This is a genomic window from Paractinoplanes ferrugineus, assembly GCF_016862195.1.
Classification (GTDB): domain Bacteria; phylum Actinomycetota; class Actinomycetes; order Mycobacteriales; family Micromonosporaceae; genus Actinoplanes; species Actinoplanes ferrugineus.
This window is the reverse complement of sequence record NZ_BOMM01000007.1, coordinates 24412-42729: the sequence shown is the minus strand read 5'-3', so window position 1 is coordinate 42729 and position 18318 is coordinate 24412. Positions and strand designations below refer to the sequence as shown.

General features: G+C 70.8%; 20 protein-coding genes. 5 read left to right on the top strand and 15 right to left on the bottom strand.

Annotated features, from left to right (window positions below; translation table 11 throughout):
• The 4 genes from Afe05nite_RS05150 to rimP all read right to left on the bottom strand — a co-directional run.
• Window positions 1-1065 (bottom strand): translation initiation factor IF-2 N-terminal domain-containing protein (locus Afe05nite_RS05150; RefSeq protein ID WP_203815801.1); only part of this gene is annotated, 1065 nt, incomplete at its 3' end.
• Between the two features lie 106 nt (window positions 1066-1171).
• Window positions 1172-1495: a YlxR family protein gene (locus tag Afe05nite_RS05145; RefSeq protein WP_203815800.1), complete on the bottom strand. Its 324-nt coding sequence runs from the start codon at window positions 1493-1495 to the stop codon at window positions 1172-1174.
• A 40-nt stretch (window positions 1496-1535) separates the two neighbouring features.
• Window positions 1536-2561 carry a transcription termination factor NusA gene (nusA, locus tag Afe05nite_RS05140; RefSeq protein WP_203815799.1) on the bottom strand — a complete coding sequence of 342 codons (1026 nt, stop codon included), beginning with the start codon at window positions 2559-2561 and terminating at the stop codon, window positions 1536-1538.
• On the bottom strand, window positions 2558-3175 hold the full coding sequence (rimP, locus tag Afe05nite_RS05135; protein WP_203815798.1) for a ribosome maturation factor RimP: 618 nt from the start codon (window positions 3173-3175) through the stop codon (window positions 2558-2560). Before rimP ends, nusA begins: the two co-directional genes overlap by 4 nt.
• A 167-nt stretch (window positions 3176-3342) precedes the next feature.
• On the opposite strand from rimP, the gene Afe05nite_RS05130 reads away from it, so the two are divergent.
• The 3 genes from Afe05nite_RS05130 (at window position 3343) to Afe05nite_RS05120 (ending at window position 5039) form a co-directional block, all read left to right on the top strand.
• A complete protein-coding gene (locus Afe05nite_RS05130; protein ID WP_203815797.1) occupies window positions 3343-3843 on the top strand; it encodes a hypothetical protein in 501 nt (166 codons plus the stop codon).
• Window positions 3840-4265, top strand: coding sequence for a ferritin-like domain-containing protein (locus tag Afe05nite_RS05125; protein ID WP_203815796.1), 426 nt, complete (start codon window positions 3840-3842; stop codon window positions 4263-4265). The genes Afe05nite_RS05130 and Afe05nite_RS05125 overlap by 4 nt, the downstream gene beginning before the upstream one ends.
• A 66-nt stretch (window positions 4266-4331) precedes the next feature.
• Window positions 4332-5039, top strand: a complete 708-nt coding sequence (locus Afe05nite_RS05120) for a nucleotidyltransferase domain-containing protein (protein ID WP_203815795.1) — start codon at window positions 4332-4334, stop codon at window positions 5037-5039.
• Window positions 5040-5064: 25 nt separating this feature from the next.
• Here Afe05nite_RS05120 and Afe05nite_RS05115 read toward each other — a convergent pair whose 3' ends face one another.
• Together Afe05nite_RS05115 and map are read right to left on the bottom strand one after the other, a co-directional pair.
• Complete coding sequence (locus Afe05nite_RS05115) at window positions 5065-5769, bottom strand: VIT1/CCC1 transporter family protein (protein ID WP_203815794.1); 705 nt, start codon at window positions 5767-5769, stop codon at window positions 5065-5067.
• A complete protein-coding gene (map, locus tag Afe05nite_RS05110) occupies window positions 5766-6623 on the bottom strand; it encodes a type I methionyl aminopeptidase (RefSeq protein ID WP_203815793.1) in 858 nt (285 codons plus the stop codon). Before map ends, Afe05nite_RS05115 begins: the two co-directional genes overlap by 4 nt.
• Window positions 6624-6704: 81 nt before the next feature.
• Between map and Afe05nite_RS05105 the strand changes: the two genes are divergently transcribed.
• The gene (locus tag Afe05nite_RS05105) at window positions 6705-7022 is read left to right on the top strand and encodes an STAS domain-containing protein (RefSeq protein ID WP_203815792.1); all 318 of its coding nucleotides are present in this window, start codon (window positions 6705-6707) and stop codon (window positions 7020-7022) included.
• Between the two features lie 17 nt (window positions 7023-7039).
• Here the strand turns inward: Afe05nite_RS05105 and Afe05nite_RS05100 are convergent, their stop codons facing one another.
• From Afe05nite_RS05100 to Afe05nite_RS05075, 6 genes are all read right to left on the bottom strand, one after another.
• Window positions 7040-7807, bottom strand: a complete 768-nt coding sequence (locus Afe05nite_RS05100; RefSeq protein WP_203815791.1) for a gamma-glutamyl-gamma-aminobutyrate hydrolase family protein — start codon at window positions 7805-7807, stop codon at window positions 7040-7042.
• A gap of 49 nt (window positions 7808-7856) precedes the next feature.
• Window positions 7857-8540 carry a gamma-glutamyl-gamma-aminobutyrate hydrolase family protein gene (locus Afe05nite_RS05095; RefSeq protein WP_203815790.1) on the bottom strand — a complete coding sequence of 228 codons (684 nt, stop codon included), beginning with the start codon at window positions 8538-8540 and terminating at the stop codon, window positions 7857-7859.
• A 227-nt stretch (window positions 8541-8767) separates the two neighbouring features.
• On the bottom strand, window positions 8768-9532 hold the full coding sequence (locus Afe05nite_RS05090; RefSeq protein WP_203815789.1) for a 3-oxoacyl-ACP reductase: 765 nt from the start codon (window positions 9530-9532) through the stop codon (window positions 8768-8770).
• Complete coding sequence (locus Afe05nite_RS05085; protein WP_203815788.1) at window positions 9533-10891, bottom strand: aldehyde dehydrogenase family protein; 1359 nt, start codon at window positions 10889-10891, stop codon at window positions 9533-9535.
• 29 nt (window positions 10892-10920) lie between these two features.
• A complete protein-coding gene (locus tag Afe05nite_RS05080; protein ID WP_203815787.1) occupies window positions 10921-12267 on the bottom strand; it encodes a glutamine synthetase family protein in 1347 nt (448 codons plus the stop codon).
• Between the two features lie 69 nt (window positions 12268-12336).
• Entirely contained in the window at window positions 12337-13860 is a 1524-nt protein-coding gene (locus Afe05nite_RS05075) for an amino acid permease (RefSeq protein ID WP_203815786.1), read from the bottom strand.
• 712 nt (window positions 13861-14572) lie between these two features.
• Between Afe05nite_RS05075 and Afe05nite_RS05070 the strand changes: the two genes are divergently transcribed.
• Window positions 14573-14917 carry a helix-turn-helix domain-containing protein gene (locus tag Afe05nite_RS05070; protein ID WP_203815785.1) on the top strand — a complete coding sequence of 115 codons (345 nt, stop codon included), beginning with the start codon at window positions 14573-14575 and terminating at the stop codon, window positions 14915-14917.
• On the opposite strand, the gene Afe05nite_RS05065 is transcribed toward Afe05nite_RS05070, so the two are convergent.
• From Afe05nite_RS05065 to Afe05nite_RS05055, 3 genes are read right to left on the bottom strand one after another with little or no spacing between them, the layout of a single operon-like run.
• Entirely contained in the window at window positions 14914-15504 is a 591-nt protein-coding gene (locus Afe05nite_RS05065) for a TetR/AcrR family transcriptional regulator (RefSeq protein ID WP_203815804.1), read from the bottom strand. The genes Afe05nite_RS05070 and Afe05nite_RS05065 overlap by 4 nt on opposite strands.
• Window positions 15505-15529: 25 nt before the next feature.
• Window positions 15530-17671, bottom strand: a complete 2142-nt coding sequence (locus Afe05nite_RS05060) for a YhgE/Pip domain-containing protein (RefSeq protein ID WP_239117564.1) — start codon at window positions 17669-17671, stop codon at window positions 15530-15532.
• On the bottom strand, window positions 17668-18279 hold the full coding sequence (locus tag Afe05nite_RS05055; protein WP_239117563.1) for an ABC transporter ATP-binding protein: 612 nt from the start codon (window positions 18277-18279) through the stop codon (window positions 17668-17670). The genes Afe05nite_RS05060 and Afe05nite_RS05055 overlap by 4 nt, the downstream gene beginning before the upstream one ends.
• Between the last annotated feature and the right edge of the window lie 39 nt (window positions 18280-18318).

Genomic DNA, 18318 nt, shown 5'->3' with positions numbered 1-18318 from the left:
GGCACCGCCGCCGCCACCGGGACGGAAACCGCCACCGGCACCGCCGCCGCCACCGGGACGGAAACCGCCACCGGCACCGCCGCCGCCACCGGGGCCGCCGCGGTAGCCACCGCCGCCGCCACCACCGGGACCGCCACGACCCGCACCGGGACCACCGGGACGACCGGCGCCGCCGGCACCGGGACCGCCGCCGGGACGACCCGGACGCTGCGAGGGCATGGACGCGGGGCTGGGCCGCGGCGGCATCGACGCCGGGCTCGGCCGCGGCGGCATGCCGGGCTGGTTGGGACGGGGCATCCCGGCCGGCGAGGGCCGGGCGGCCGTGCCGCCGGTGACACCGAACGGGTTGTTACCGGGACCACGGGCCGGCGGACGCGGAGCGCCACCGGCGGGGCCGGGACGCGGACCACCGGGCGCACCCGGAGCGGCCGGACGGCCACTGCCGGCGGCCGGCGAACCGGGACGCGGCGGGACCGAACCGGGGCCGGGACGCGGACCCGCACCTGTCGGACGGCTCTCGGCCGGCGGCTGCTGAGCACGACGCTCGGCATCCCGCGTGCGGGCGGCCTGCGCGGCCTTGACCGCGGCCTCCTGCTCGGCCTTGAGGGCCGAGGCGCGCGCCTCGGCGGCCGCCACCTCGATGTCGTGAGCGCTCGCCGGCTTGGCGACCGGACCGGGCATCGGGCCCGGCCGGCCGGCCGGCGGCTTCGGACGCACGAACGGACCCGGCGCCGGAGCGGGGGAGGTCGGTGCGATGGGAGCGCTGGGCGCGCTGGGGGCACCCGCCGCCGGAGCGGTGGGGCGGCGCGGCGGTTGCGGCCGCGCGTTGGTGGACGGACCGGGGCGGGCGGCGGGCGCGTCTGCGCTCGAAGCGGCCGCGGGCGCCGATGCCGGGGCGGAGCCGCCGGCCTCGAGAGCACCACGCAGTCGCCGGGCCACCGGGGCCTCGACCGTGCTGGAAGCGGATTTGACGAACTCGCCCATCTCTTTGAGCTTGGCGAGAACGGTCTTGCTGTCGACCCCGAGCTCCTTTGCGAGCTCGTGTACGCGGGCCTTGCCTGGCACTGCACTCCTCACTTCGAGGTCGTGCGAGCGCACCCGCAACGACCTCACTCGTGCACTAGAAGCCTGTTCATTTCAGGGACTTCATCGTGTGCTCATCTGGGTCGTCCTACCTTGCTGGGTCGTGATCCGGCGTTGGGGCCGGATCATCGGTTGTTCCGAGCGGCATGGAGACCGAACGGATGTGCTCGGCCAGCGGACCGGTGTCAGCAACACCGGTGAATCGCAACGCCCGCCCGAAGGCTCGGCGCCGCTCCGCCAGCGCGAAGCAGGCCGGATCAGGATGCAGATGCGCTCCCCGACCCGGCAGTCGCCGATTCGGATCGGGCTGAAGGCGGGAAAAGTCCCCGTCACCAGCCAGAACGAACCGGAGTAACACAGAAGCCGGCGCGCGTTCGCGACAACCGACACAGGTGCGCGTCGGACCGACCATGGAAAAGTCTACCCCTCGCGGATGCTGCCCGCGTATCCGGTCAGCTTCCGGCCTCGGCGGCATCACGATCCGCACCAGTCGACCGGTCGGCCGGTTCGTTGTCCGGGCGGATGTCGATCCGCCAGCCCGTCAGTCGCGCGGCCAGTCTGGCGTTCTGCCCCTCACGGCCGATCGCCAGCGAAAGCTGGAAGTCGGGCACGGTGACCCGGGCCGTCCGGGTGGCCAGGTCCACCACCTCGACACGCAGGGCTTTTGCCGGCGAGAGCGCGTTACCGACGAACTGGGCCGGGTCGTCCGACCAGTCGATGATGTCGATCTTCTCGCCGTGCAACTCGCTCATCACGGCGCGCACCCGCTGGCCCATCGGACCGATGCAGGCACCCTTGGCGTTGACCCCGGGCACCCTCGAGTGCACGGCGATCTTGGTGCGGTGACCTGCCTCACGTGCGATCGCGGCGATCTCCACGGTGCCGTCGGCGATCTCCGGCACCTCGAGCGCGAACAGCTTCTTGACCAGGGCCGGGTGCGAACGGGACAGGGTCACCTGCGGTCCGCGGAAGCCCTTGGCCACGTGCACGACGATGGCCCGGACGCGCATCCCGTGCTCGTACGTCTCGCCGGGGACCTGCTCGGACTGCGGGAGAATCGCCTCGATCTTGCCGAGGTCGACGATCACCATGCCCTTCTCGGCCCGCCCGGCGTCGGCCTGCACGATGCCGGTGATCAGATCACCGTCGCGCCCGGCGTACTCCCCGAAATGCTGTTCGTCGGTGGCCTCCCGCAGCCGCTGGAGGATCACCTGCTTGGCCGTCATGGCCGCGATCCGCCCGAAGTCGTGCGGCGTGTCGTCCCACTCCCGCACCACTGTGCCGTCCGCGTCGGTCTCCTGGGCGAGCACCGAGGCCACCCCGGACTTGCGGTCGATCTCCACCCGCGCGTGGCTCTCCGAGCCTTCGGTGTGCCGGTAAGCGGTGAGCAGCGCGGTCTCGATGGCCGCGACAATCGTGTCGAACGGGATCTCCCGCTCGCGCTCCAGTGCGCGTAGCGCCGCGAGGTCGATGTTCACTCCTCGCCCTCCCCATCGTCTTCTTCGTCGGCAACGTCTTCGTCGCCGAAATCGGCCTCGTCGAGTCGTTTGAACTCGATCTGAACCCGCCCGGACCCGAGCTCGGCGAAGGTGAGCGATCTGGCCGTGCCGTCGATGTCCAGGACGACGCCGGTGTCGTCCACCTCGACGATCCGGCCGGTGAGTCCGTTGACCGCGACCAGCCGGCCACGGTTGCGCCGCCAGTGCCGCGGGAGGGTCAGCGGCCGGTCCACCCCCGGGGAACCGACCTCCAACTGGTATTCGCCGGCGACCACCTCGCCGTTCTCCTCGGCCGCGTCGAGCGCCGTCGAGATCTCCCGGGAGACGACGGCCACGCCGTCGAGATTGACGCCCCCGTCGGTGTCCACCAGGACCCGCACCACGTGCCGCCGGCCGGCCCGGGACACGCTGACGTCCTCCAGGTCGTAGCCGGCCTTCTGGACCACGGGCTCGATCACCGCGAGCACCCGCGCCTTGGCGGCGACGAGATCGATGCGCGGAGCCGCGGGGCTCCGCTCCTCGCCCTCGTCACGGGACCGGCGCGGGCCGGGGCGACTGCCAGGCCGGGCGCCGGCGCGACCACGCTGCGTCATCGGGCTCGACCTTTCGCTAGTTGTCGGAGACAAGCACTATATGCCGCCGGGCGAAAAGCCCCGCAGCTGTGCAGAGCGTAACGCGCGGGGCAACTGAGGCGTCCGCCGGAGTTGCCTTCCCCACCCGACGCGCCACGCTCGGCCGCCGCCCGGCTCCGGCCGACGCCATGGTGTTGACTGGCGCGGTGCTGAACAGCGACACGGGGCACACCCGCCGGCGAATGCTGGGAGCCGGCCTGGCCGCGCTGACCCTGGGCGGGTGCGGCGTCCTCGACGACGATCCGCAACCCCCGTCCACCCCCGATCCGCTGCAACCACTGGCCGACGAGGCGCTGGCGCTGGCCGCCGCCTACGACCGGACCGCGGCGAGCCTGCCGGCCCTGGCCACCCGGCTCACCCCGCTGGCCCAGGATCACCGGGCGCACGCCGCCGAGCTGGCCCAGGTCACCGGGCGCACGCCGGCGGCCTCGATCTCGGCGCCAGCCTCGGCTGCGGCGGCCGGGGGATCGGCGACCGATCCGGCCACGGCGGTCGCGGCGCTGCGGGCCGCCGAGCAGACGGCGGCGAAGAACGCGGTGACCGCCTGCGCGACGACCACCGCCGAGCGGGCCGGCCTGGTCGGTTCGATCGCGGCCTGCCGGGCCACGCACGTCGAGGCACTGCGATGAACGACCAGATCGCGGCGGCGTTGGCGGCCGAGGAGGCGGCCATCTACGCGTACGGGGTGCTCGGGGTGAAACTGGCCGGCAAAGCCGAGGTGGACGCGGCTCGAGCGGCCCAGCTGGAACATCGGGAGCGCCGGGACTGGCTGGTCACCAAGATCGCCGAGAGCAGCGCCGCTCCCCCCGCCGCGCCGGCCGGCTACCGGTTGCCGTTCCCGGTGGTCGACCGGGCCACGGCCGTTCAACTCGCGGTCAAGGTCGAGGACGGCGTGGCCCAGGCGTGGCGCCCGGTCCTCGGCGTCACCCGGGACGCCGACCGCACCACGGCACTGGCCGCGATGACCGACGCCGCCGTCCGCGCCTGTCGCTGGCGACGACTCGCCTCGATCACCCCGCTGACGATGCCGTTCCCCGGAAAGGCCGAGTGAATAGTCCGTTTTCGTGCTCGGCGCCGGTCACCTTCCGGGGAAACCGGGATCGCTGAGAATGACGGGGTGCAAGACGAGATCGATCTCCACTCCCCCCGCGGAAAGCTGGCCGCCCGCCTGCGCGACGTCATCGAGCGACGCTGGTCGGCCGAGGTCCAGGCGATCGGGGTGCACGGCTCGCTCGCACACGGCGACGACCACGACAGCAGCGACGTCAACGTGCTCGTGGTGACCTACCGGCCGGGCGCCGGCCCCCGACCAGCCCTGCGCCGGGTCGACGGGGTGCTCGTCGACCTCGAGGTGGTGGCCGGCGACGAAGGACTGCGCCGGGCCCGCGAGCTGACGTCGCGCTGGCCCCTGGAAGCCGACCGGCACCTCACCACGCGCGCCCTGCACGACCCGCGTGGCTGGTTCGCCGAACTCCGCGACACCCACCTGACCCGGCTGGCCGCGGCCCGGCCGCCCGAGTTCACCACCCTGGCCCGGCACAACTGGGCGCTGGCCTCCGCCGCCCACGCCCGCGCGGTCCGGCTGGCCGAGTGGTACGAGACCGACGCCGCCCTGGTGCTGCTCGCCGAGGCCCGCCTCCACACGGCACTGGTGACCGGCCTGCTGACCCGGACCTACTTCCGGAACGCCGCCGACGCGGTGAAGCGCGCCGGCGTGGCCGGGGTCGACATGCAGGAGCTGACCGGGGTCCTCAAGGAGCACGCCGAGGAACTGGCCGCCCGCGGCCGCCCGGTCGACGGCGACCTGACCGCCCTCTTCGACTGACCGGGAGCCCGTCCCGGTCGCGTACTCAAGAGACGCCGACGCCTATCAACGTGCCGATGCCATAGGTGATCGCGGCCGCGAGGCCGCCGAGAGCGAGTTGACGCAGGCCGCTCGACCACCACGGGTTGGCCGTGAAGGTGGCCACGACGGCGCCGGCGGTGAACAGGCCGAGACCACCCACGGCCAGCGCGAGCCACAGGCTGTCGCTGCCGAGGAGGTAGGGGAGCAACGGGATCAGGGCGCCGATCGAGAAGCAGACGAACGACGACGCCGCCGCGACCCACGGGCTCGGCAACTCGTCGGGGACGACGCCCAGCTCCTCCTGGGCGTGGATGCGCAACGCCTGCTCCGGGTGGTCGCGCAGGACTGCCGCGATCTCCTCGGCCAGATGGGTCGGCAGGCCCCGGGCGGTCCACGCGGCGGCCAGCTCGGCCGCCTCGCCGTCGGGGTTGACCTCCAGCTCGTGGCGCTCCTTGGCCAGCTCGGCGCTGATCTGGTCGTTCTGGGTGCGGACACTCGTGTATTCGCCGAGACCCATCGAGATGGCCCCGGCCACCAGGCCCGCGACGCCGGTGAGCACCAGCGTGCGGTGCCCGACGCCACCTCCGCCGACGCCGGCGATCAGCGCGATGTTGGTGACGAGGCCGTCCATGGCACCGAAGGTGGCCGCCCGCAGCCAGCCGCCGGAGACGTCGGCGTGGTGGTGCTCGACGACCGGGACGCCGCTCACGGGAGGGTCAGGATCTCGGCGCCGTCCTCGGTCACCACCAGGGTGTGCTCGAACTGGGCGGTCCACCGGCGGTCCTTGGTGACCACGGTCCAGCCGTCCGGCCACAGGTCGTACTCGTGGGTGCCGAGGGTGATCATCGGCTCGATGGTGAAAGTCATGCCCGTTTCCATAACCGCGTCGAGGCGGGGGTTGTCGTAGTGCGGGATGTAGAGGCCGGAGTGGAACGTCTCGGCGATGCCGTGGCCGGTGAAGTCCCGCACCACGCCATAGCCGAAGCGGCGGGCGTACGCCTCGATGACCCGGCCGATCGCGTTGATCGGGCGGCCCGGAGCGACCGCCCGGATGCCCCGCATCATCGCCTCGTGGGTGCGCTCGACCAGCAGGCTCGCTTCCTCGCTGGGCTCGCCGACGCAGAAGGTGGCGTCGGTGTCGCCGTGCACGCCGTTGATGAAGGCGGTGACGTCGACGTTGATGATGTCGCCGTCCTCGAGCACGGTCGAGTCGGGGATGCCGTGGCAGATCACCTCGTTGAGGGAGGTGCAGCACGATTTCGGGAAGCCCTTGTAGCCGAGCGTCGACGGATAGGCACCGTGATCGAGGATGAACTCGTGCACCACCCGGTCGATCTCGTCGGTGGTGACGCCGGGCTTGCAGTGCTCGCCGGCGAGCTGGGTGGCCTGCGCCGCGATCCGCCCGGCGATCCGCATCTTCTCGATGGTCTCGGGAGTCTGCACGTGCGAGCCGCGCCACTCTTTCGGGCGCTTCTTGCCGACGTACTCAGGACGGACGATCTGTGCCGGGACCGCCCGCCAGGGCGACTGTTTTCCCGGCACCAAGGGGGCGCGCACGGTCATGGGCCCAGACTATCGCCGGCGACACCGGAGGCGGCCGGCCCACAACCCGTTCTTGCTGCCCCCGAGCGCCTGTGAAATCGTATGTTCGTGGATCAAGAGGGGCCGGACCCCAACTTCTCGGCCATCGCCGCGGTGGCCGACGGCCGGGCCACGGTGACCGTGACCGGCGAGGTCGACATGTCGACCGCCGACGACATGCTCCGCGCCGCGATGACCGACGACGTCGCGGCGACCACGCTCGATCTGCGGCGGGTCACCTTTTTCGACTCGGCCGCCATCCATGCCGTGCTCCAGCTCGCCGATTTTCACGGCCCCAAGCTGACCGTGCTGCCGTCCGCGCAGGTGCGGCGGGTGTTGGAGATCTCCGGGCTGGCCGGCCAGCCCTGGCTCAGCGACTGACCGGACGACGCGGCCGCTCAGGCGGCGCTCTCGGCCCCGGTCTCGACCTTGGCCTCGGCCAGGCCGGATCGAATCGCGGCCGCCTCGACGAGGGCGGCGAAGACACGTAGGTCGGCGGTGCGCTCCGGGTGCCACTGGACGCCCATCGCGAACGTGTGGTTGGGGCCTTCGATGACCTCGACGACCCGGTCGTCGGGACACCATCCGACAGCGGTGAACTTGCCCGGGTCGTCGACCGCCTGGTGGTGGAACGAGTTGACCACGAGGTGGCCGCCGAGCAGGTCACCGGCCCGCGAACCGGGCTCGATCACCACGTCGTGCCGGCCGTAGGCGGACGCGTCGGCGGCGAGCGGATCGGTGCCGGCGGCGGCCTGGTGCCGTTCGTGGCCGATCAGGTCGGGCAGGTGCTGGTGCAGGCTGCCACCGTCGGCCACCGCCATCAGCTGCATGCCCCGGCACACGCCGAGCACGGGCAGGTCGAGGTCGAGCACGGCGCGCATGAGCATCAGCTCGGACGCGTCGCGAGCGGCGTCGATGTCGGTCTCCGGATGCCGCTCGGCCCCCCAGTTCGCCGGGTCGATGTCGCCGCCGCCGGAGAAGACGATCCCGTCGAGGGACTCCAGCACGTCGATGTCCGGGTCGTCCGGGGTGATCAGCACGGCTCGGCCGCCGGTGGCGTGCACGGCCCGCACGTACGTCATCGGGAGCATCCCGGCCATGACGTCGTTGTTGCCGTAATGCACCTGCTGGGCATAAGCGGTCATGCCGATCAAGGGCCTGCGCATCTGGTGACTGCCTCCTCGATTCATCGCTTCGGCGTGCTCGACTTCGGTTCTAGCTCGCGGCCTCCACCAGCGCTCCGAACAGTCGTCGGTCGCGTACCACTTCCGGGTGCCACTGAACACCGAGGACAAACCGCCGGTCCGGGTCCTCCACCGCTTCGGCCAACCCGTCCTCGGCCCGTCCGGTCACGGTGAGCGTGCCCGGATCGGCGACCCCTTGGTGGTGATAGCAGTGCACGCCGACGTCGTCGCCCATCAACTTGGCGATCATCGAGCCGCCCTCGAAGCGGGCCTCGTGCTCGCCGTAGATGCCCGGCGCCGGGCGGTGCCGCTCGTGGCCGAGCACGTCGGGCAGGTGCTGGTGCAGGGTGCCGCCGGCGGCGACGGCCAGCACCTGCATGCCCCGGCACACACCGAGGATCGGCAGGTCCAGCTCCAGCGCGCGGCGCACCAGCGGGAACTCGCCGGCGTCCCGGTCGGCCCGGGTCTCGGTGAGCGGCTCCGGCTCGGCGCCGTAGCGGACCGGCTCGACGTCGGGGCCTCCGGCCAGCAGCAGGCCGTCCAGCACGCGCAGCACGTCGGGGTCACGACCGTCGGGCGGGATGATCACCGCGCGTCCGCCGGCCTGCTCGACGGCGGCCACGTAGTCGTTCGGGATCAGCGCCGTCGGCAGGTCGTGCCAGACGCCCCACGTGGCGGGCACCACGTACGAGGTGATGCCGATGATCGGACGCATCGCTCCACCGTAGTCAGATCAGGTTTCGTTTCAAGACCGTTCCCAGGTCTGCGGTGAAGGGGTGCGCGGCGTCACCGACTCGCAAGTGGCGACGCCGCGCCCGGGCCCCTCTGTCCCACCGATACCGGGATCCGAGCCAGCACCGGCGGGGATTCGACCCCTGCGCCCGAAACCTCGGTCAACGGGCGTGTACAGAGTCGTTCCCCTGGTCACTGGCGGCCCAAACATCACAGCGGTGTCACATACGCACCGGTGATCCCGCCGTCGACGACGAATTGCGACGCGGTCATGAACGAGGCGTCGTCGCTGGCGAGGAACGCGACCGCCGCCGCGATCTCGGCCGGCTCGGCGAACCGGCCCATCGGCACGTGCACGAGCCGGCGGGCGGCGCGCTCCGGGTCTTTCGCGAACAGCTCCATGAGCAGGGGCGTCGCTACCGGCCCGGGACAGAGCGCGTTGATCCGGATGCCCTCGCGGGCGAACTGCACGCCGAGCTCGCGAGTCATCGCGAGCACCCCGCCCTTGCTGGCCGTGTACGCGATCTGTGAGGTCGCCGCGCCGAGCAGAGCCACGAACGACGCGGTGTTGATGATCGAACCCTTACCCTGTCGCTGCATGTGCGGAATCGCATATTTGCAGCAGAAGAAGACACTCGTGGTGTTGACCTTGAGCACCCGCTCCCAGGCGTCGAGGCCGGTGACCAGGATCGAGTCGTCGTCGGGCGGCGAGATGCCGGCGTTGTTGAACGCGATGTCGACCCGGCCGTACCGCTCGGCGACACCGTCGAAGAGCGCCTTGACCTGATCCTCGTCGGACACGTCGGCCCGCACGAACTCGCCGCCGACCTCGTCGGCGACCGCCTTGCCGGCTTCTGCCGAGATGTCGACCGCGATGACCCGGGCCCCCTCGGCGGCGAACCGCCGGGCGGTGGCCAGCCCGATCCCACTGCCGGCGCCGGTGATCACGGCGACCCGGTCCTGCAAACGCTCCACTTAATCTCCCATCGCAAGGAACACGTTCTTCACGTCGGTGAAGCCGAGCAACGCGTCGGGGCCGAGCTCGCGGCCGAGGCCCGATTGCTTCATGCCGCCGAACGGCGTCCAGTACCGCACCGACGAGTGACTGTTGACGCTGAGCGCGCCGGTCTCCACGGCCCGGGAGACCCGCAGGGCCCGGCCGAGGTCGCGGGTCCAGAGCGAGCCGGACAGGCCGTACTCGGTGTCGTTGGCGAGCCGGACCGCGTCTTCCTCATCCTTGAACGGCAACACGCTCAGCACCGGGCCGAAGACCTCCTCGCGCCAGTGCCGGTCGTCGGGGCCGTGGGCCAGGAGCACGGTCGGCGGGAACCACCAACCGGCACCCTCCGGTGCGTTTCCGACGAAACCGACATCGGCGCCATCCACGTAGGACGCGACGGTCTGCCGGTGTGCGGCGGAGATCAGCGGGCCCATCTCCGCGGCCGGGTCCGCCGGATCCTGTACGCGAAATGCCCGGACCGCCGGTTCGAGCAGGCTCAGGAACTTGTCGTAGACCGACTCCTGCACCAGCAGCCGGGACCGGGCGCAGCAGTCCTGACCGGCGTTGTCGAAGACGGCCGACGGTGCCGAGGCGGCGGCCTTCGCCAGGTCGGCGTCGGCGAAGACGATGTTGGCACTCTTGCCGCCCAGTTCGAGCGTCACCCGCTTCACCTGGTCGGCGCAGCCCGCCATGATCGACTTGCCGACGTCGGTGGAGCCGGTGAAGCAGACCTTGCGAACCGCCGGGTGGGTGACGAACCGCCGGCCGACGACCGAGCCCTTGCCGGGGACGATCTGGAAGACGTCGGCCGGGATCGCGGCTTCCAGGGCCAGCTCACCGAGCCGGATCGCGGTCAGCGGGGTCAGCTCGGCCGGCTTCAGCACGACCGTGTTGCCGGCCGCCAGCGCCGGGGCGAACCCCCAACCGGCGATCGGCATCGGGAAGTTCCACGGCACGATGATGCCGACCACGCCCAGCGGCTCGTGGAACGTGACGTCGAGCCCGCCCGCCACCGGGATCTGCTTGCCGATCAGCCGCTCAGGGGCGCCGGCGTAGTAGTTGAGAACGTCCCGGACGTTGCCCGCCTCCCAGCGCGCATTGCCGATCGTGTGGCCCGCGTTGCGTACCTCAAGATCGGCAAGCTCCTCGAGATGTTCGTCCACCACCGCCGCGAAGCGGCGCAGCAGGCGCGCCCGGTCGCCGGGCGCCATCGACCGCCATGCCGGGAACGCCCGCCGGGCCCGCTCGATGGCGGCGTCCGTCTCCCCCTCGTCAAGCGAAGGGACGCTGGTCAATACCGTCCCGGTGGACGGGTTGAGCACGTCAGTCGTCACGTGTACCTCCTGGCGCGATCCTTACACGTTCAGAGGCGCTCGAAGCCCCGACGCAGTTCCCAATCCGTCACAGCGGCGTCGAACGCGGCCAGCTCGATCCGGGCCATGTTCGCGTAATGGCCGACCACGTCGGCGCCGAAGGCCGCCCGGGCGACCTCGCTGTCCGCCCACAACGCCCCGGCCTCCCGCAGCGTGCCGGGCACCCGGCCGGCATCGGCGTCGTCGTAGGCGTTGCCGGTGCACTCCGGCTCCAGCTCCAGCTCGTTCTCGATGCCGTGCAACGCCCCCGCCACCAGCGCGGCGATCGCGAGGTAGGGGTTGACGTCGCCGCCCGGCACCCGGTTCTCCACCCGCATGCCCTGGCCGTGGCCGGCCATCCGGAGCGCGCACGTGCGGTTGTCGACGCCCCACCGCAGCGCGGTCGGCGCGAACGAGCCCGGCTGGTAGCGCTTGTACGAGTTGATGTTGGGAGCGAACAGCAGGCTGAACTCGCGCAGGGTGGCGAGCAGCCCGGCGGTCACCTGCTGACCGATGGCGCTCAGCTGGGCCGGCCCGTCACCGAGCAGGGCCGACTTGCCGTCCCGCCCGCGCAGCGAGAAGTGGATGTGACACGAATTGCCCTCGCGCGCGTTCGGCTTGGCCATGAAGGTGAGCGCCATGCCCTCCTGGGCGGCGATCTCCTTGGCCCCGTTCTTGTAGATCACGTGGTTGTCGGCGGCGGTCAAGGCGTCGGCATAGCGGAACGCGATCTCGTGCTGGCCGAGGTTGCACTCGCCCTTGGCGCTCTCCGGCTGGAGCCCGGCACCGTACATCTCGTTGCGGATGCGGCGCAGCAGCGGCTCCACCCGGGCGGTGCCGAGCATCGAGTAGTCGACGTTGTACTGGTTGGCCGGGACCAGGTCGCGATAGTTCTTGTCGAAGGCCTGCTCGTAGCTGTCCTTGTAGAGCACGAACTCCAGCTCGGTACCGGCGAACGCGGTGAGGCCGTGCTCGGCGAGCCGCTCCAGCTGCCGGGCCAGGATCTGCCGCGGCGAGGCGTAGACCGGGTCGCCCTCGGTGGTGAACAGGTCGGCCAGCACCATCGCGGTGCCCGGCTGCCACGGCACCCGGCGCAGGGTGCCGAAGTCGGGCCGCATCACGAAGTCGCCGTAGCCGCTGTTCCACGAGGACATCGCGTAGCCGTCGACGGTGTTCATGTCGACGTCGACGGCGAGGAGGTAGTTGCATCCCTCACTGCCGCCGCCGACCACCTCGTCGAGGAAGTACCGCCCGTGCAGGCGTTTGCCCTGCAGCCGGCCCTGCATGTCGGTCAGCGCGAGCAGAACGGTGTCGATGCTGCCGTTGTCGACAGCGACGTCGAGGTCCTCGAGGTTCATGGCATCCGTCCGATCTGAGGTGCGGGGGACGAGCGGCCGCCCGTCCCCCGGTTCTACTCCACGAGCGGATCACTCGCTCGGCATCGTCTGTTCCCCGTGCGCCGCTTTGTCGAGAAGGTTCTGCCGGGGGCCGGTGAACCACTTGCGGGCGCTGACGAACCACCAGATCGACGCGGCCCCGACCACCACCACGACGGCCACGATCGTGTAGTTGAACGTGGTCGCGGTGATCGGGCTGGCCGTCGGCAGGACGAACAGCACGCAGATGATCAGTACCCAGACGATCGCGATCCAGCCGATCGGGGCGCTCCACTTACCGAGGTTCCACGGACCGGGCTCGAAGTCCTTGTTCATCCGGCGGAGGAAGACCGGACCGACGTACGCGATGTAGAGACCGATCACCGCGACGGAGGTGGCCGCCAGATAGGCCGTGGTGTTCCACAGCGAGGGCAGCACCAGGATCGTGGACAGCGTGACGCACAGCCAGATCGAGTTGGTCGGCGTGCCGGTGCGCGGGTTGACCTGCTTCCAGATCCGCGAGCCGGGCAGCGCCCCGTCCCGGGCGAAGGCGTACGACATCCGCGAGTTCGCGGTCACCGACGCCATGCCGCAGAACCACTGCGCCACCATGCAGATGAACAGCAGGAACGTGCCGGTGTTGTGGCCGACGGCGTCGATGAAGATCTGCGCCGGGGGCAGGCCGAGGGAGGTGGTCCGCTCGGCCTCGTAGTCCTGGATGGACCAGGTGATCGCGAACAGCAGCACGAAGCCGGCGATCACCGACACCACCACCGACATCACGATGCCGCGCGGGGCGGCCCGGGACGCGTCGTGAGTCTCCTCGGCCACGTGCGCCGAGGCGTCATAACCGGTGTACGTGTACTGCGCCATCAGCAGGCCGATCAGCACCGCGTAGACACCCGCCCCGGCGAATGTGAAGCCGGTGGCGTTGTGCACTTCGGTGAACACCTCGGAGATCGGTTTGTGCTGGTCGGGGATGACCGTGAGCAGCACCACGATGACCGCCACGCCGACCAGGTGCCACCACGCGCTGACGTCGGAGAGCAACCGGACGAGGCTGACGCCGAACGTGTTCAGCAGGCCGTGCGCCACGATGATCACCAGGAAGATCAGGAACGTACGCCCGGGGGTGACCTCCATGTCGAAGGTCAGGCTGAGGAACGCCGCGGTGGTGATCGCCGCGCCGAAGTCGATGGCCGCGGTCACCGCGACCTCACCGAGGAAGTTGAACCACCCGACGAACCACGCCCACGCTGCTTTGTTGCGTTTGGCCAGCGCCGCCGCCCACCAGTAGAGGGCGCCGGCGGTCGGGTAGGCCGAGCAGACCTCGGCCATGGCCAGGGCCACGAAGGTGACCATGATGCCGACGAAGAGCCAGCCCAGCGTGATGGCGATGGGGCCGCCGGCGGTCATGGCGATGCCGTACGACGTGATCGCGCCGGCGAGGATGGAAATGATCGAGAAGGAGACCGCGAAGTTCGAGAAGCCGGACAGTCGGCGATGTAGTTCCTGTTCGTAGCCGAGTTGGGCGAGGCGTTCTTCGTCGGTGCTGGGTGTGGGGTTGACGCTCATCTGCGACTCCCTTGACCGAGGGGTAACTGTGACCTGGGCCACCGCTCCGTGATGATCTCCCTCAGTTGTTACGCGAGTCAATGATCAACGTTAATTACGTTGCTCATGTGGTCGGCGGTCCGCACACTGAGTCACAGCTACGCGAGCCCTCGGCAGGCATCGCGAAGAGCGGGAGCTGTCCAGTCGCTCCCGCCCCGCGGTGGTGCGGGGCGCGGTCACCTCTCTCAAGCGCGGCTCCGCCGCGCCCGGCGCCCGCCCCGCACCACCGCCCCCAGCACCGATCATCTCCGCAGGTCAGAGTCGAACGTCAGATGATTTGTCGGAAAAATCTGTAGTGGTGGTACTAGAAATCAAGCCGCCGCAGGCATAGCATTTCTCAAGTCGGCAACGCACAGCCGGCATGCATCTGAAGTGACCGGCAACTGGCAACCGATGCAGTTGCCGGCACAGACGCTGAGTTGGCTAAGGAGGACGAGATACCGCAGAAACGCGTAATCGCCACGTCCCCGACCCGACAAGAGGTGATCGCAGCCGATGCCCATCACTCAGGAAGTCCGTTAGCGGCACGCAGACGGACGACCGCATGCGCCGACGACGGTCGGCATCAGAATTGAAAAGCCAGGGCCCCGGTTACCCGCCGGGGCCCTGGACTGTCTCCGCCCCCGCCACCCCTGGAAAGAGCAATCCGCCACCCCCACCCCCGGAAAGAGCAATGAGCACGTCGTTCGATGACGCCGACTACCCGGCGTACACGATGGGCCGCGCTGCCGACATGATCGGCGTCACCCCGGCCTTCCTGCGCAGTCTGGGCGTCGCGGGCTTGATCGAGCCCGAGCGCTCCCTCGGCGGCCACCGCCGCTACTCCCGCCACCAGCTTCAACTCGCCGTCCGCGTCCGGCAGATGCTTGACGAGGGCCTTCCACTCACCGCCGCCTGCCGCATCGTCCTGCTCGAGGACCGGCTCGCCGCGGCCCACCGGCACATTCTCGAACTCGGCGGCACCATCACCGAGGGCGACGACGCCAACCTCCCCACGAAGACCCAACCAGCCGCCTAACCGACCCGGCGGACGATCGCCCGCAACGACTCCTCGACGTCCTCGATCGGCCGCTCCGGCTGGAACACCAGCCAGTCCACCGCCACCACCAGGCCCACCCCGAACAGCGCCGCCGAGGCGACCCGCACGTCGAGGTCGCCCGGCAGGTCGCCGGAGTCGACACCGGCCTGCACCGTCTCGGCGATCACCCCGATCGCCTGCTCCCGCAGCAGGATCAGGGTCTGGTGCCACTCCCGGTTGGTCCGCCACATCTCCGAGAGCAGAAGCTGGGCGAACGCCTGATAGCGGCGGATGTACTCCAGCTGGGTGCGGATCAGCGCGCCCACCGCCTCGCGCGGCGGCAGGCCCGCGACCGCCTCCCGGAAGCCCTCGGTGAGCAGGCCGATGCCGTGCCGCAGAAGCTCCTCGAACAGGTCGTTCTTCGACTTGAAGTTGTAGTAGACGGTGCCCTTGGCAACCTTGGCCCGCAACGCGATGTCGTCCACCGTGGTGGCCGAGAAACCCTGCTCGGCGATCAGTTCGACGGCGGCCTCGTACAGCCGCTGCCGGGTGTCCTCCCGCCGCCGGCTCCTGCCGTCCACCGTCATCACGCACTCCGTCCTTGGCGAGAGCCTAGATGACCAGCTCCGGGTGCAGGGCCGACGGCGTCAAGCGCCGCGACCGGTACGCCGTGAGCACGGTCAGCAGCAACGATCCCAGCCCGTACGCGAGGAGCGCCACTATGCCGGCCTGAACGGGCCACTCGGTGCCGCCGTCGATCGCGTGGCGCACGGCCTGAACCACGTACGTCATCGGCAGCAGCGGGTGGATCGCCTGGAAGAACCCCGGCGTGGTCTGCACCGGATAGGTGCCGCCGGAGGAGGTGAGCTGGAGCATCAGCAGGGCCAGTGCCAAGATCCGGCCGGGCGCACCGAAGGCCGCCCCGATCATCTGCATGATCGTCGCGAACACGGCGGCGGTCAGCAGCAACAGACCGTAGGTCAGCCAGCCGTGCACCGGGTGGAGCCCGAGGCCGAAGCGGACCACCGCGAACAGCAGACCGGCCTGGGCGAGACCGACCGCGACCGCGGGCAGCAGCCCGGCGAAGGCCACCCGCAGCGGCGGCGCGCCGGACATCAGATGCCGCCGGTTCAGCGGACGCATCACCATGTACGTGATCATCGCGCCGACCCAGAGCGCCAGCGCCAGGAAGTAGGGCGCGAATCCGACGCCGTAGGTCCCGGCCGGGTTGCGCACGCCGCGGTCCAGGCCGACCGGGTCGGCGAGAACGTTCGCCCGGTCCGACGGGTCGTCGCCGTAGCTCGGGATCTGGCCGGCCCCGTCGGCGAGGCCGCCGGCCAGCCGCGAGGCCCCGCCCTGCAACTGCCCGAGCCCGGCGGCGAGCCGGTGACCGCCGCCGGACAACTCGCCGAGGCCCCCGTCGAGCTGCTCGGCACCGGTCTTGAGCTGGTAGACCCCGTTGCGGACGCGGGCCGCGCCGTCCTGCAGCCGCGACGTGCCGGTCTGCAGCCGCTTCGCACCGGCCGCGAGTTGGTCGAGCCCCGCGGCGAGCTGATCGACCTGGCCACGCGCCGCCCGCACGTCGTCGGCCAGGTGCGGGGCGGCCGCGGCGACCGACCGGGCGGTCGCCGCCACCTCCCGCAGATCGGCCCGCAACGCGACCAGGTCGGCCTGGTCGACAGCCGATCGAACCCGCTCGGCCGCGGTCACCAGCTGTCCGGCGAGGGTCTTCGCGGCGGCCACCCCGGGTGTGTCGGCCGGCAGCCCGGCCAGGTAGTCGCGCAGCTGCTTCGCGTCCTTGACCGCCTGGTCGGCGGCGGTGTCGAGGGCGCCGATGTTGGCGGCCAGGGTGTCCGCGCCCGCCGCCACCTGGTTGGCGGCCTGCTGGATCGCGCCGGCGTTGTCGCGCAGCACCGGCCCGATCCGGTCGGCCGCGCCGTCCACCGCCGTGGCCAGCTGCCGGCCCCCGCCGGCCGCCTCGGCGGTGCCGTTCGCCAGCTGTTTCGCCCCGGTGTCGAGCTGGGCGAGCCCGTTCGTGAGGGTGTCCAGGCCGGCGCCGGCCGTGCCGAGCCCGCCGGCCAGCCGCCCCGCCCCGGCGTGCGCGCTGTCGATGCCGCCGGCGAGCTGGTCCGATCCCTCGGCCGCGTCGTCGGTGCCGTCCGACAGCTTGGCCGCACCGTCCGCGGCCTGCTGGGTCTGCGTCTTGAGATCGGTGAACCCGATGAGCATCCTGTCGTAGTAGCCGGCCGACGCGCTCGTCGCCGCGGCCGCCCGGACCTCGTCGAAGGCGGTCCGGGCGAATACCCCGGAGAGATAGTTCGTCGAGTCGTCGCTGACCGCCGTGAGCTGCGCGGTCCTGGCCTTCACCCGGTCGTCGGGGCCGGTCACCAGGTCGGCCGAGAAGTCGGCGGGAACCCGCAGCAGGATCTGATATCTGCCGCTCTCGAGACCCCTGCCGGCGGCGTCCTCGCTGACCACATGCCAGTCGAAGATCTGCCTGTCGATCAGCTCGTCGGCCAGGTCCTGCCCGGCGTGCACCTTCGTGCCGTCCGACGCGGTGGCCGGCCGATCCTCGATCACCAGGGCAGCCGGGATGTGGTTCAACCGGCCGTACGGGTCCCAGAACGCGTAGAGGTAGAGCGCGCCGTAGAGCAACGGAACCACCGCGAGCACCGCGAGAGCCGCCGCCGTGAGCCGGCCACGGAGAAACCGCCGCAGCTCCATCCAGGCCAGCGACACGGTCGAGAACTTCACCGCAACCCCTCTTCCACAAGGTCTTCCTGAGCCACACCGGTCGCCAGGTCGATCACCGTCGACACCGTGGCCGGGTCGGCTCGACGGGCCGTGAACAGCACGGTCGTGCCGCCGGCGGCGATCTCGGTCAGCTGGGCCAGCAGCGCCGCCTGCTCGCTGTCGTCGAGGCTCTCGTCCAGGCCGTCGAGCGCGATCACGGCCGGCTGCTCCAGCCGGGCCAGCACAAGGCCGAGAACCTGCTTCTCGTACGGCGTCAGGTCGCGGCCCTTGGCCTGCGGATCAAGCCCCCGCAGGTCGACCCCGGCCGCCTCCCGGTGCCGGCGACCGAAGAGAGCCAGCTGCTCGTGGACGTGTTCCAGGACCGTGAAGACCGCTTCCGGCTCGGTCACCGTCGGCACATAGCCCAGCGCCGCGCGCCCGTCCACAGTCACTCGGCCTGACGTCAAGCGGAAGCGCTTGGCCAGGCTGAGCAGCAACGTCGTCCGTCCGCTGCCGGGTGGGCCGACCACCGCGACCAGTTCCCCCGGCTCGACCGAGACGTCGAGATCGCGAAACAGCCAGCGGCGGTGTTGGCGGACGCCAGCGCGGCTCGCTTCGAGCACCGGCATCATGTCTCCCTTTTTAGACTGACCAGTCAGTTCAAAAAC

What these genes read in the sequence shown, in the direction of transcription:
- Afe05nite_RS05070 (WP_203815785.1), top strand. Translation starts at nt 14,573, where the DNA reads ATGAGCACGTCGTTCGATGACGCCGACTACCCGGCGTACACGATGGGC.
- Afe05nite_RS05100 (WP_203815791.1), bottom strand. Translation starts at nt 7,807, where the DNA reads ATGCGCAGGCCCTTGATCGGCATGACCGCTTATGCCCAGCAGGTGCAT.
- Afe05nite_RS05065 (WP_203815804.1), bottom strand. Translation starts at nt 15,504, where the DNA reads ATGACGGTGGACGGCAGGAGCCGGCGGCGGGAGGACACCCGGCAGCGG.
- Afe05nite_RS05080 (WP_203815787.1), bottom strand. Translation starts at nt 12,267, where the DNA reads ATGAACCTCGAGGACCTCGACGTCGCTGTCGACAACGGCAGCATCGAC.
- Afe05nite_RS05055 (WP_239117563.1), bottom strand. Translation starts at nt 18,279, where the DNA reads ATGCCGGTGCTCGAAGCGAGCCGCGCTGGCGTCCGCCAACACCGCCGC.
- Afe05nite_RS05075 (WP_203815786.1), bottom strand. Translation starts at nt 13,860, where the DNA reads ATGAGCGTCAACCCCACACCCAGCACCGACGAAGAACGCCTCGCCCAA.
- Afe05nite_RS05095 (WP_203815790.1), bottom strand. Translation starts at nt 8,540, where the DNA reads ATGCGTCCGATCATCGGCATCACCTCGTACGTGGTGCCCGCCACGTGG.
- map (WP_203815793.1), bottom strand. Translation starts at nt 6,623, where the DNA reads ATGACCGTGCGCGCCCCCTTGGTGCCGGGAAAACAGTCGCCCTGGCGG.
- Afe05nite_RS05125 (WP_203815796.1), top strand. Translation starts at nt 3,840, where the DNA reads ATGAACGACCAGATCGCGGCGGCGTTGGCGGCCGAGGAGGCGGCCATC.
- Afe05nite_RS05130 (WP_203815797.1), top strand. Translation starts at nt 3,343, where the DNA reads ATGGTGTTGACTGGCGCGGTGCTGAACAGCGACACGGGGCACACCCGC.
- Afe05nite_RS05145 (WP_203815800.1), bottom strand. Translation starts at nt 1,495, where the DNA reads ATGGTCGGTCCGACGCGCACCTGTGTCGGTTGTCGCGAACGCGCGCCG.
- rimP (WP_203815798.1), bottom strand. Translation starts at nt 3,175, where the DNA reads ATGACGCAGCGTGGTCGCGCCGGCGCCCGGCCTGGCAGTCGCCCCGGC.
- Afe05nite_RS05105 (WP_203815792.1), top strand. Translation starts at nt 6,705, where the DNA reads ATGTTCGTGGATCAAGAGGGGCCGGACCCCAACTTCTCGGCCATCGCC.